This is a genomic window from Streptomyces sp. 2P-4 (genome assembly GCF_030167965.1).
Lineage (GTDB): Bacteria > Actinomycetota > Actinomycetes > Streptomycetales > Streptomycetaceae > Streptomyces > Streptomyces globosus_A.
On sequence record NZ_CP095011.1, the window covers coordinates 4001996 to 4015887 of the forward strand.

The 13892-nt window shown below is 67.8% G+C and carries 4 protein-coding genes; 2 read left to right on the forward strand and 2 right to left on the reverse strand.

The features are described from left to right. Nucleotides 1-48 precede the first annotated feature (48 nt). On the reverse strand, nt 49-4764 hold the full coding sequence (locus MUK52_RS17715; protein ID WP_284578149.1) for an FG-GAP-like repeat-containing protein: 4716 nt from the start codon (nt 4762-4764) through the stop codon (nt 49-51). Nucleotides 4765-5439: 675 nt separating this feature from the next. On the opposite strand from MUK52_RS17715, the gene MUK52_RS17720 reads away from it, so the two are divergent. Next, nucleotides 5440-12432, forward strand: a complete 6993-nt coding sequence (locus tag MUK52_RS17720) for a polymorphic toxin-type HINT domain-containing protein (protein WP_284578152.1) — start codon at nt 5440-5442, stop codon at nt 12430-12432. Continuing rightward, nucleotides 12432-12782 carry a hypothetical protein gene (locus tag MUK52_RS17725; RefSeq protein WP_284578154.1) on the forward strand — a complete coding sequence of 117 codons (351 nt, stop codon included), beginning with the start codon at nt 12432-12434 and terminating at the stop codon, nt 12780-12782. Before MUK52_RS17720 ends, MUK52_RS17725 begins: the two co-directional genes overlap by 1 nt. A gap of 266 nt (nt 12783-13048) precedes the next feature. Here the strand turns inward: MUK52_RS17725 and MUK52_RS17730 are convergent, their stop codons facing one another. Then, complete coding sequence (locus MUK52_RS17730; protein ID WP_284578156.1) at nt 13049-13837, reverse strand: nucleotidyltransferase family protein; 789 nt, start codon at nt 13835-13837, stop codon at nt 13049-13051. Nucleotides 13838-13892: the final 55 nt, after the last annotated feature.

The following is a 13892-nucleotide window of genomic DNA, read 5'->3' on the forward strand; positions in this document are numbered from 1 at the left end:
CGTCTGCCTGGTCGACCGCAGCCTTACGAAGCGGCTACGGCCTGTCGGCTACCACATGCCAGGTGCGGCGTACCAGGACGCCCGGACGCCGTCGAAGCCGCCGTCCGGGCGGCTGGTCAGGGTGAACGCCCTGGTGCTGCCGGCAGCGTAGTTGTACATCATGACGATGTCGGCCCGGCCGTCGCCGTCGGTGTCCCCGGAGATCGGGGCGCCGCTGCTGCTTGCCCACCAGTTGCCCTCGCCTGACTTCCAGCTGGCGAGGGGCGCGTTGAAGCCACCGTCCGGCTTGGCCGTGAAGGTGTGGGTGCCGGTGGCGCCGCTGTAGTCGTAGACGATGGCCACGTCGCCGCGGCCGTCCCCGTTGTAGTCCCCTGCGGTGGATTCGATGCGGGCCGACTGGAAGGCCTGCGCCGTCGCGGACCAGGACTTGAAGGGGGCTTCGAAGCCGCCGTCGGCCTTCGCCTTGAAGGTCCACAGCGCGGTCTCGACCGTACCGTTGAAGTAGACGGCGGCGATGTCGGAGCGGCCGTCGCCGGTGGAGTCGACGGCGTGGTACTGCGCGGAGGCGTTGTGCCAGCCGCTCGTCGAGCGCCAGCTGTCGAGCCCGGCGTTGAAGGTACCGTCCGCCTTGCTCGTGTACGTGGTCGTAGCGGTCACACCGCTGCCGTGGTCGTGGACGACGGCCACATCGGCGCGCTTGTCGCCGTTGAAGTCGCCGGCGAGGAATGCCGCCTTGTTCCAGTCCCACTTGCCTGCAGGGATCTGCAGGGGCGCACCGGGAACGGTGAAGCGTCCGTCAGGCGTGCCGAACCAGGTGAAGACGCTGTTGCGTCCGTCGCCGTAGTCGTACAGGGCTGCGATGTCGGCGCGCTTGTCCCCGTTGAAGTCGCCCGCGGCCCACTTCGCCCGGGCGGCGTTGAAGTTGCGGGCGCCGCTGTTCCACGCCTCGCGGGGCTCGGCGATGCCGCCGTCGGGCATGGCGTCGAGGACGTACAGCCCGGTGGTCTCGTTGCCGTAGTCATACAACGTGATCAGATCACTGCGCTTGTCGCCGTTGACGTCGCCGCCCAGCTCGGTGCGCAGGTGGGTGGTGCGGTCGTTCGGCTTGTGCGCGATCGTGGTCTGGCTGTGCCGGTTCCAGGAGATGTAACCCCCTTCGAAGTCGGAGCGGATGGACGCGTTGTGCGTGGGGTACTCCGCCGAGGTGGGGAATCCGAGCCAGCCGTTCACCCAGTTCTCGGCCGCGTACTTGTCGCGATTGGCGTTGCTGACGGGCCAGGCACCCGTGGCCGGGCTGTAGACGAAGGTGGTGTTCGGTTCCTTCACACCGACGGACTTGAAGTTCTGGTGCTCACCGGCTCTGGGGCTGAGAGGCGCCTGGTCGCCGACGGGGAAGCCGAAGGTGGCGAATCCGCCGTGCTTGAGGAACGACTCGTAGATCGCTCCCCGCACTGACTGGCCGCTGGTGGCCCAGCTGAAGTAGATGGCGCCCTTCGCGCCGTTCTTGGAAAAGGTGGTCACCCAGCCTGTCGTATTGGGGGTGGGTGTCTCATCGGACGTGGGATAGCCCATGACGCCGGCTTCGCGGCCCATCAGGGACCACTTCTGGCGGATGCCACCCTGGATGGACCAGGCGCCCGTGTCGGGGCTCCAGTAGATCGAGCGGTCCTCCTCACCGGTGGAGTTCTTCAGGTGGATGTAGCGCCCCTTGCCGTCTGGTGCGGTGACGGGGTCGGAGGTGGGGTGTCCGAAGGCGAGCCCGCCGAGTGCCTTGAACTTGGCGAGGATCGGGCCGCACAGCGTGCGCTTGCCTCCGGTGTGTCCGCCCTCGACGGCCTCGCATTCGTTCCACGAGGTGCCGATCTTGGCAAGCAGTCGCGCCTCGCCGAAGGCCGAGCCGTTCTGCATCGCCCGGCCGGGGAACTCGTAGAGCAGGCCGTCGGTGCTCATGGCGTAGAGGTCGGCGAAGCCGTCGCCCTCGAAGTCACCGTTGCTGAGGGGCACCGGGTAGGTGCCGGCGGGGATGGTGCCGAGGGAACTCGCCCGGGCCCCGGGCTCGCCGTAGACGGTGAGGTCGGCACCGATGGCGCCGAACGCGTCGGTTCCCTTGCGGCTGGTGTACTGGTGCACCTTGCCGGTGGTCTTGTCGCGGGCCCACAGCTCCGAGAGACCGTCCCCGTTCAGGTCTCCGGGTACGGACAGGCTCATGTTCTGCCAGTCGGCGTTGCCCAGGGCGATCGGTGTGCCGAGGAAGCGGTCGGCCCGGGAGCCGAGGTAGAGGTAGAGCTCGGACCCCCTGCGGATGAGGAGGTCTGGGTCGTCGGCATCGTCGAGAACCCCGTCGGGGGTGTCGTCGTTGGTGCTGGCGATGACCAGTACCTGGTCGGCGTCGGTCCACAGCGGTTCTTCATTGCCGAACATCGTGAACTCGAAGCGGCCCGAGTCCTCGCGAAGGCGGCCGGATCCGTCGTTTGTGTGCAGCCAGAGCTCCTTCTTCTGGGGGTCCTCGGCGCCAGGGGTCAGCGCGATCAGGTCCTCGTAGCTGTCCCCGATGTTCCAGTTGCCGCGATGGGCGATGACCGAACCGGCGAAGGAAGTCTTCGAGGCAGTGACTCCGGCCCCGAGCGTGCCACCTGTGGCGCCGTCCCGCTGCCAGGCATAGGTGCGCAGGGTTCCCGTGTTCGGGTCCACCGACCACAGGTCCACTGTGCCGTCACCGTTGAGGTCGCCGGGCTTGTCCGGGCCGGGGGTGCGCTCGGGTTGGAAGTGGTAGGCGTACTGGTCGGACTGGTTGCCGGCCTTGTCGACGCTGCGGACGTAGATGTACTGCGGTCCCGCGCTGTACGGCTTGAAAGTCACGGGGGCGGACGAAAGGTCCTTGTTGACGGCCTTGACCTCGCGCACGGTGCTGTCCTGGTCGGACCACCACACGTAACCGGTCACATCGTCGACGCCGTTCGCACCGAAGACGAAGGTGCCGCTGGTACGGGCGGGCTTGCTCGGCTTCTTGCTGCCGGTCTCGGGGAAGTCAGCCGAGGTGACGGAGGGCAGCTTGGAGGGCCGGGAGCGGTCCACGGTGAAGAGGCACTGGTCCGAGTCCGGGCTGGGGGCCGTCCAGTCCGTCGCGGCCGCCTTCCACCAGTACGAGCCGTCCAGCTTCGAGGCGTCGATCCGGACGACGGCGGTGCCGCCGCTGCTGACGTCGACGTGCTGCGAGCCGGAGGCGCCTGCGCCGACCTTGCCCCACTGGAAGTACGCGCGGAGGTTGGTGTCCTCGTCATCGCGGACACGGGCACGCAGCTCGACTTCGTTGGACAGACCGAAGACGCCGCCGGTGCACGGCACGGAGGGCAGGGTCGAGAGATCGGAGGGCTTGGCCGGTGCGGTGTTGTACCGCGTCGAGACACGAGCGGAGTTCGGGTCGAACTTGCGCCACGACGTGTCGACGGCGTTGGACACCGAGCGCAGGCCGAAGGACCACGTGCCCCAGTTGTTGGCCGCTGCCTTGCTCACCGCGGGCAGCACGTCGAACTCCACAAGGCCGTCAGAGGCGTTGGGGCAGTTGCGTCCGCCGAAGGACTGCCCGGAGCGGTCCACGCTGCCCTTGCTGGGGGGCTGACGGTTCCAGGTGATGTTGTTCGGCAGGTCACGGCCGATGTCGAACAGCTCGACGTCGCCGGATGCGCAGGACCAGGATCCGGCGTGTACCTGCTTGATGCGCATGACGGACTCCAGGATCTGCTTGCCCTGGAGGTTTCCCACACCGACACGGAAGTACGAGTTCCCCCATGCCGTGTACCCGGTCTTCTCGTCCCGGGCCACACCGACACGGGCGAACTCCTTCATGGTCGACCCGCCGTTCCAGTACACCGTGTCGGCGCTGCCGCCGACTCCGCTGTTCTTGTACGCGAGGGACCAGGCGTTCCGCGCTGCGTCCGGTGCCCAGGTCGGGTCGATGACCACGGGGAACACGGTGTCCGGCGCCTTCAGCAGCGCGCTGTCCGTCTTCAGGGAGAGCGTCTCGCCGCGCAGCTCGACGCCCAAGTCGGCCTGCTTGCTGCCTTCGGTCGCCCCTGACAGGACCTCGTCGATTGGGCGCGGGGTGGAGCCGTCGGCCGACGCTGCCGACGAGCTCTGGGTCGCCGCGATGTTCCGGGCGGCGGGGGCACCGCTGTCGGCGGCGGGCTTGCCCGCAGCCGCCGTCTTTGCCCCGGCCGCCTTCCGATCAGTCCCGGACGCGGCGGCCGGCCGGGAGGGGGCGGAGTCCCACATGGCGGGCTCCGGCGCCGAAAAGACGGCGCGGCCCGTCGGGTCGACGGCGCGCAGGCGACCGTCGGGCTCGGCCTTGACCGTCAGGCCCTTCCCCTTGATCCCGAAGTCGATTTTGGAGAGAGCGGGGTTCTGCGCCGCCTCCGCGGTCTTGACGACAAGGGCGTGGCTGAAGGAGTCCGCAGTCGCCGTCACCGAGAGGTCCACGCCCGGCAGCACATCCGGGTACACCGCGGTGTTCCCGGCGAGCTTGGGGGCGGGCAGCTTGCCCGGCCAGCTCAGCTGGATCTCGCGTCCGTTCTCACGCATGACTGCGAGAGGACCTGTGCCGTCGGCGGAGAAGGACACGTCGGTGCGGGCCGCCTTGGGGGCGATCCTGCCGTGTGCCCTCACCTGGAGGCTGGTGTCGACCGGGACGAGAGCGTTGCCCTGCCGTACACGGACCGGGAAGAGAGCCCGGTCCAGCGTCATCGTGCCGTCGGGGTTGGCGTACACCTCGTCGGTTTCGGTACGGCGGCTGACGACCTCGACGCGCTTGCCCGTCTCCTTGGCCGATTTCTTCGCAGACTCGGTTTCTTTGGCCTGTCTGACGCCAATTGCGGAATCTGTAGTTCCGGATTTCGGTTTCGGTGTGACCGTCGCCGCGGATGTCGCCGGAGCGGCGGCCACCAAGCCGCTTGCCAGAGTGGTGGATATCACGAAGGAAATCACTCTGGCCCGGCGTCTGTCACGCACGCGGTGCCGGTTTTCTGCTGGCTTCACTTTCTTCCTTCACTGGGGCCGCAGCCTCCGGGGAGGCGTGGCTTGGATCTGTCGGTCTGGCGAGAACTGGGCTGATGACCTGCAAAGTGTCCGAAAAGCCCTATAAAGCCTTCATGTTCTGCTTGTAGTCAAAAGGTCGACTTGCGCCCTCGTTGTTCTCCTTGGTTAACGCTCTGGTAGTAATACCCGACGTCATTTTTACTGAAGTCAGGGAGGTAGAGTTTGAAACCGCACAGTTCGCTTTTCCGTCAGGGAAAGCGCCACAGATGCCGATCGGGCAGATGGTCGCCCCTCAGGCCGGGCTGGACCGCCTCGGCGGTCGTGGCCGCACTGCTCGTGACCGGGCTGCCCGCAATAGCGGGAAGTGCCTCCGCAGCCGACCTACCGGGCACGCAGAAGCTCACGAACGTGCCCGGAAAGAAGTTCGCGGAATCACGCAAGTCGAAGGACTCCGCGGCCAAGCGCACCTGGAAGGGCGCCCCGTCCGTCAAGCTGCCGAAGCCCGGGAAAGCGAAGGTCTCAGTACCGGCCAAGGGCGGGGCGGCTCCGCCCGCAGCTCCCGGCCTGCGGGTCTCGCCGTTCGTCGCACCCCCGCCGGCCGAAGTCCCCGCCGGCAAGTTGCCGGTGAAGCTGAAGGCGGTGCCTGCACCGACCGATGCCGTACCCGCTTCCGTTTCGGCCAAGGTGGAGGTCAAGAACCAGGCCACTGCCGCGGCACTCGGCGTCGACGGTGTGGTCATGGCCGTCGAGGCCGGTGACGCCGCGTCCGCCGGGGTGCCCCTGTCGGTCGAGCTCGACTATTCGAACTTCCGCAACGCCTACGGCGGCAACTGGGGCTCGCGCCTCCAGCTCGTCGAGCTCCCCGCCTGCGCGCTGACCTCGCCGACGAAGCCGGAGTGCCAGAAGCGCACCCCGGTCGCCTCCAAGAACAATCCGGCGACAGGCACGGTGCGCGCCACCCTCGCGGCCTTCTCCGGAGCCGAGGCGCGCTCGGCGGCGTCGGCGCCGAAGGTGCTGGCCACTGCTGCCGGTGCCGGCAGCAGTACCGGAACCTTCACGGCCACCTCGCTGAGCCCGACCGGATCATGGGAGTCCGGGGGAAACTCCGGGACGTTCTCCTGGTCATACCCGATGGAGATCCCGTCCTCTCTGGGTGGCCCGGCACCGACCCTCGGCCTCGGCTACTCCTCCGCGGCGGTGGACGGGCGTACGTCAGCCTCGTCCGGGCAGTCCTCCTGGGCCGGCGACGGCTGGGACGTCGTGGCGAGCGCGAACTTCATCGAGCGCAGCTTCGTGCCGTGTGCCGACGACAAGAAGGCCGGCTCGGGATTCAACAACCCCAAGCAGGCCACCGGAGACCTGTGCCACGGGCCGCCGATGATGACCCTGTCACTCAACGGGGCGGCGACACCGCTGGTCCTGGCGGACTCCGACCCGGCGAAGAAGACCTGGCGTCCGGCACAGGACGACGGCTCCCGGGTGGAACTCCTGGACGGCGCGCAGAACGGCGACACCGGCGGCCAGCACTGGCGCATCACCACCGTCCACGGGATCCAGTACTACTTCGGCCTCAACCGCGTTCCGGGCTGGAAGTCCGGCAACGAGGAGACCAACTCCGTCTTCCGGGTGCCGGTATACGGCAACCACCCGGGAGAGGAGTGCCACCAGTCCTCGTACGCCTCCTCCGTCTGCGACCAGGCCTGGCGCTGGAACCTCGACTACGTCGTCGACCCGCGCGGCAACGCCATGACGTACTGGTACGCGCGTGAGCGCAACCACTACGGATCCAACGTCCAGGCGGACGGCAAGTCGACGGCCCGGGCGTACGACCGGGGCGGCTGGCTCAAGCACATCGATTACGGACTTCGTTCTGACAACCTCTTCGCCCCTGCTCCCGCCAGGATCGACTTCGGCGTCGAGGAGCGCTGCATCGCGAGCAAGGACTTCGACTGCGCCGAGGGCAAGCTGGCCGACGGGGCGAAGTGGGACGTCGCCAAGAACTGGCCCGACGTCCCGGCCGACCAGATATGCGATGCCGGCAAGGTCTGCAAGGACCGCTGGACACCGACCTTCTTCAGTCGCAAGAGGCTGAAGGACGTCACCACGAGCGTGCTGAAGAACGGCAAGCACGAGCCGGTCGACAACTGGGTCCTCACGCACGACTTCCGTGCCACCGGTGACGGCGGCGTGGCCCTGGAATACCCGATGTGGCTGGCGCAGATCCAGCACTTCGGCAAGAACGGCCAGACCGCGATCCCCATGCCCCCGGTGGTCTTCGACGGGATCCAGCTGCCCAACCGGGTGGACAACAACACGGACGGCAGTCCCCCGTTCCTGCGCTGGCGCGTCGAGAAGATCCGCACCGAGACCGGTGCGGTCGTCGCCGTGAAGTACGCGCCGACCGAGTGCAGCGCGACGGAGCCCAAGAACCTCCCTTCCTCCGCCGAGACCAACACGCTGCGCTGCTACCCGGTGATCAAGGAGGTGCCGGACCCGGCCGACCCCAAGGGCGAGAAGAAGCTCTACTTCACGGACTGGTTCCACAAGCACCGGGTGGACCAGGTCCGCGAGGAGCACCCCAACGGCATCTCGCCGACCAAGGAGACGAACTACCAGTACCTCGGCACGCCGGCCTGGGCCTACGACGACGAGACCGAGCAGCTGCCGGAGAAGTCCCGGACCTGGTCCCAGTGGCGCGGCTATGAGCGTGTACGGACCATCGTCGGAAGCGCCCCCGATCCGCGTTCCCAGGTCGAGGCCGTGTACTTCCGCGGTCTGGACGGCGACAAGTCACCTTCCCAGCCCGGCGGCAAGCGGTCGGTCAAGGTGAAGGACTCCGAGGGCGGTGAGATCGCCGACCACAAGCAGTTCGCCGGCCAGACCCGCGAAATGCTCTACTTCCAGGGCGAGAACGGGCCGCTCGAATCTGCTTCCGTCACCACGCCGATGCTGAAGGGGCCGACGGCCAGCCGCAAGCGCGCGGACGGCGCCGCACCGCTCGAAGCCTGGATCAGCGGCGTTGAGAAGGTGTCCTCCCGCACGGTCCTTTCCGGCGAGCGCGGCCAGCGCCGCACCGCCGTGGAGCACGCCTACGACGAGCGCGGACGCGTCACGAAGACGACCGACCGCGGCGACCTCGCCAAGACGACGGACGACAGCTGCACGCTGTACGAGTACAAGGACGACGCCGAGAAGTGGATGTTCGCCCAGCAGAGCCGGGTCGAAGTCCTCAGCAAGGCCTGTGACGCGACGGGCATCGCCCGCCCGGGCGACGTCGTCTCCGACACCCGTGTCGAGTACGACGCAGTCGGCAACGTGGTGAAGGGCGAGAGCCTCGCCTCCTACGAGGGCGGCAAGCCCACGTACAAGACGACCGGTACGAGCACCCACGACTCCTACGGTCGTGTCACCAGCGTCACGGACGTCTACGGCGCAGTCACCCGCACCGCCTACACGCCCGCCGCCGGCGAGATCGTCACGAAGGTGGCCGCCACCAACCACCTGGGCCACACCACGGTCAAGGAGTTGGACGCGGGCCGGGGCCTGCCGCTCGCCGAGGAGGACGCCAACAAGCGCCGCACCTCGATGGAGTACGACGCGCTGGGCCGTCTTACCAAGGCATGGTCCCCGGACCGCGACCCGAAGACCATGATCCCGGACGCGGAGTTCTCGTACGAGATCCGCCCGGGATCGGCCGACGCACCGGTCGTCATCACCAACAAGACCCTGCTGGAGAGCGGGAAGTACCGGGTCCGCTACGACCTCTACGACGGATCGCTGCGCCTGCGGCAGACGCAGCAGCAGGCCCTCGACGGAGGCCGCGTCCTCACCGACACGTTCTACGACAGCAGCGGTCACGTCCGCATGGAGAACGGCGGCTACTACAACGACCAGGACCCGTCCTCACAGATGTGGGTCCCGGTCGAGAGCAAGATTCCGTCGTCCACGGTGACGCAGTACGACGGCATGGGCCGCCCGGTGGCGACCATCGCCCGCAAGAACGGCCAGGAGACCTGGCGTACCACCACCTCGTACGGCGGCGACTGGATCGCGGTCGACCCGCCGAAGGGAGACACCCCGACCAAGGCGGTCCTGGACGCCCAGGGACGCAAGACCGAACTCCAGCAGTTCGCCGGTGACGGACCTTCCGGACCGGTCGCGCACTCCATCAAGTATGCGTACACGCCCAAGGGCCAGCTGGAGTCGGTGACCGACCAGGGCGGAAACGTCTGGTCGTACAAGTACGACATCCGAGGCCGCCAGTACGAGGCGAGCGACCCCGACAGGGGCGTGCGGAAGACCACGTACGACATCGGCGACCGTGTAGAGACGATCACGGACTCCCGCAACAAGACGATCGCAGTGGCCTACGACGCGCTCGGGCGGGTCACCGCCACGCACGAGGGGTCGCTGCAGGGCCGGAAGCTGACGGAGCAGACGTACGACACGATCCCGGGAGCCCTCGGGCTGCCGGCCGCGTCGACGCGCTACGACGAGAACGGCAACGCCTACACCCAGGCGGTCACCGGCTACGACGCCGAATACCGTCCGAAGGGCAGCCAGGTCGTCATCCCGGCGAACGAAGGCAAGCTCGCCGGCACCTACACCTACAACAACACGTACACCAAGACCCTCGGGATGCCGCAGTCCGTGCTCTTCCCGGCGACCGCGGGCCTGCCCGCGGACCGTCTGGCGATCGGATACAACGGCCTCGACCAGGCGCATTCCGCCTCGGTCAACGGCCGGGCCTTCCTCACCAGCTCCGAGTTCTCCAGGCTCGGCGATCTCGTCCGCACCTCCATGGGCGACGCCAACAAGCAGATCGTCTCGACCTTCGAGTTCGACGAGCAGACCCGGCGCCCGACCCGCACCTACCGCACGCAGCAGACCGGAACCACCGGCTTCAGCCAGATCAGCGACGTCACCACGAAGTACGACGACGCGGGCAACGTCCTGAAGATCACCGACAAGCAGGACGGCTCGATCTCCGCGGCGGACACCCAGTGCTTCGCCTACGACCCGCTGCGCCGCATGTCCAACGCGTGGACCGCCACGGACGACTGCGCCCTCCAGCCGGGTCGCACCGGCCCGGGCTCGGCACCCAAGGTCGGCGGCCCCGACGCGTACTGGCACTCGTACACCTACGACGCCGTGGGCAACCGCACGTCGGAGACCAAGCACGACCCGGCCGGCAACACCGCCAAGGACGTGACCCGCACCCACACCTACGGGACGGCCGTCGGCACGAAGAACCAGCTGCTCAAGGTCGACACCAAGGGTCCCGAGGGGACCCGAACCGAGAGCTACGGGTACGACGTCGCGGGCAACACGACGAAGCGCACCGTGCTGGGCAACACCCAGAACCTGGCCTGGGACATAGAGGGCCACCTCGAGAAGGTCACCGAGGGCCAGGGCGAGACCGCCAAGGAGACCTCCTACCTCTACGACGCCCAGGGCAACCGCCTCATCCGCCGCGACCCGTCCGGGACGACGCTGTACCTTCCGGGCACCGAGGTGCACGTGGCGAAGGGCACGCAGGCGGTCAAGGGCACGCGCTATTACACCGGCCCCAACGGCGCGCTCATGATCCGCGTCGCGGAAGCCGGCAAGATCACCACCTCGTACCAGCTCACCGACCGCAACGGCACGGCGACCACCTCGGTCGACGCCGCCACGCAGGCGGTCACCCGCCGGAAGTTCACACCGTTCGGCGAGGCACGCGGCCAGAAGCCGTCGATGTGGCCGAGCGAGCAGGGCTTCCTCGGTGGTACGCGTGACGAGTCGACCGGACTGACCCATCTGGGAGCGCGCGAGTACGACCCGGCCGTCGGACGGTTCATCTCGGTGGACCCGCTGATGGACACGGCCGAGTCGCAGACGATGAACCCGTACTCCTATGCGCTCAACAGCCCGGTCACGTTCGCGGACCCGTCGGGCCTGGCCGCGATCAGGATCGACACGAGCGACCCGTCCTGGGCGAACGACCCGCGGCGCGCCCAGTGGGAGTACACGGAATCCCACGTGACCGACCTCTGGTCGGGCAGGACCCCGGCCCCGGCCAAGCCGAAGGCCACCGTCTCGCAGGCGGACGTCGAGCGGGCGAAGAAGCTGAAGGCGCAGAGCAAGGCGGACATCGCCCTCAGCATCGCGAAGGAGGTCTTCAAGGGAGTCACCGGGTACGACGACATCGTCGCGTGCATCGGCGGCGACCTGTTGACCTGCGGCATGCTCGCGGTGGAACAGGCCTTCGGTATCTTCGGCAAGGCGAAACGCTTCGCCAAGGCCATGGCCCGCGCCGTCCAGATGTTCAAGAAATGGAGCGACGAGGTCGCCTGGGCCGCCCGCACGCTGACGCGGGCGGACGATGACGCCAAGGCCATGGCCAAGTACTCCGAGGACATGGCGCAGTGGCAGAGAAAGGCGGACGCCGACGCCGCTGCCGCCAAGAAGGCCGACGAGGTGAAAACGCCGGCCGCGGAGAAAACTGACTCGGGCGGAAGCGGCGGAAGCAGCGGAGGCGGAGGCTCCCGGTCGGGCGGCGAAAGCGGCCCCACCTGCAACAGCTTCATGCCGGGCACCAGGGTCCTGATGGCCGACGGCACCACCAAGGCCATCGAGGACCTCGAACTCGGCGACAAGGTGGTCGCCACTGACCCCGAGACGGGCGAAACGGCCGTCAAGGACGTCGCGGCCACCATCACCGGCGAGGGCTCCAAGAACCTCGTCGAGGTCACCATCGACACCGACGGGGACAAGGGCGCCGCCACGGCCGCGGTCACCGCCACGGATGGGCACCCGTTCTGGGTCCCCGAAATCTCCGAATGGGTCGACGCCACCGACCTCAAGGCGGGCACCTGGCTCCGCACGAGCGCCGGCACCCACGTCCAGGTCACGGCGGTCAAGCGCTGGACCGAGCAGGCCAAGGTCCACAACCTCACGGTCGCGGACATCCACACGTACTACGTCGTGGCGGCCGCAACCCCGGTCCTCGTCCACAACTGTGGCACGAAAATCTCCAATGTGGCCCTCGGTACATCGGATCATGGTCTGGAAGGATTCGCGAACGGCAACGGATACACCCACTTCATGAATAATACGCGTGATGATGCTCTCGCGAACGTTCATGACGCGTTGAATTATCATCCTGAGGCGCAGATACACGTCCGTCTCGACGGGTTCAGGATGACCAGTGGGAAGCGTGGTACTCCGGCCGATTTGTTCGACGATGCGGTCAGAGAGGGGCAGGGTGACAACTGGTACACCACGCAGAGAGAAATGGCGATCCTTGAACGGGCCTTCCGGATGGGGAACCTTGACCTGGGCCGCCTGAATTTTTACATGGGAGGTAAGAACATCACCAGAGATGTTCTGTCGGGATCCAGGTATCTGGGAGGTTCGTAGTGGGTTTGGTTGCAGCGTGGGATCGCCCGTTCCGGGCGTGGCATTTTTCGGTAAGTTACAGGCAGCTTCTGCTGCGCAGTCTCAGCGACAACATTTCTCCGGCCCGAGTGGATGTTCTCTTCTCGAACGTGCACTTCATCCAAATGCCGACGGAGTTTGCGCGCCTCGAAGTCTGTGAGGGTGAAGACTATGATCCGCCGAATGTAGAAATTCCGACTGGTACGCGCGGGCAGTGGTTCACCATCAATGCGGGTGAAGGGTACGTGTTTGCCACGCATTGTCAGTGGCACGAGGACGAGGGCAGTGCGCTGTCTCCATCACACTTCGGCCCTCTGAAAAGGACGGACTGAAGTCCCGGCCTGGATGGCGCAATCAGGTAAACAGGGTTGAATAGAACACCCGGCTGGGTCATTCCAGCCGGGTGTTCCTGTGAGGGCGCATGACTTCAGACCCGAGCTGAGGGCTCGCCGCCTCTGGGACTCACGCCGCGGCATGGGAGTCTGGGGGAGGGTCGGTCGGCGATCCATGGGAGCGGACCCACCTGAGCAGCCGCACAGCAGAAGAAGGCAACCTCGCTAACCGAAGCGGTTGATACAGGACGACTCCCGGCGCCCGCTCACGAGCCGCCCTGGGCCGCGGCCAGTTCGCGGGCGGCCTCCGACAGGTCCTTGGCCGTGTCGATCGCGCGCCAGTACGCGCCCTGGGGGAGGGGGTAGCCGGCCAGGCGGCGTTCGCGGGCCAGGCGGGGGAACGTCGTCCGCTCGTGGTCGCCCACGTCCGGGAGGAGCGCCGCGAAGTCCGGCGCGAAGACGTACACCCCCGCGTTCACCTGGTACGGCGACGGCGGGGCCTCGATGAAGTCCAGGACCTGCCCGAACTCGTTCGTCTCCACCACCCCCCACGGGATCCGCGGCCGCGCCAGCGCCAGCGTCGCCACCGCGCCGCGCTCCGCGTGGAACGCGGCCATCTCGCGCAGCGAGAAGCGCGTCCAGACGTCCCCGTTCGTCGCGTACCAGGGCGCGTCCGGGGACGGCAGGTGCCGGGCCGCGTACTTGAGGCCGCCGCCCCGGCCGAGCGGCTCCTCCTCCACCACCGTCGTCACCCGCAGCGGCAGCTCCGCCCCGGCCAGCCACTCCTGGAGGACGCCCGCGAGGTGCCCGCAGGACACCACCGCGTCCGTCACCCCCTCCGCCGCCAGCCACGCCAACTGGTGCCCGATGATCGGCACTCCGGTGCCGGGGATCTCCACCATCGGCTTCGGCCGGTCGTCCGTATACGGCCGCAGCCGCGACCCCTGACCGCCCGCCAGGACCACCGCCTGGGTGGGGGCCTGCGCGAGCGGGGCCGGGATCGCGGCCGCGGAACGGGTGGAGCGGGATGCGGTTGGCGGTGGCGCGTCGGTCATGGCCGCCAGCGTAGGCGCCCGCCCGGGGAAGCCGGACCGGGCGCCGCCGACCGGG

Bases quoted from the DNA above. Each gene is read 5' to 3' on its own strand.
- MUK52_RS17730 (WP_284578156.1), bottom strand. From the start codon at position 13,837: ATGACCGACGCGCCACCGCCAACCGCATCCCGCTCCACCCGTTCCGCG.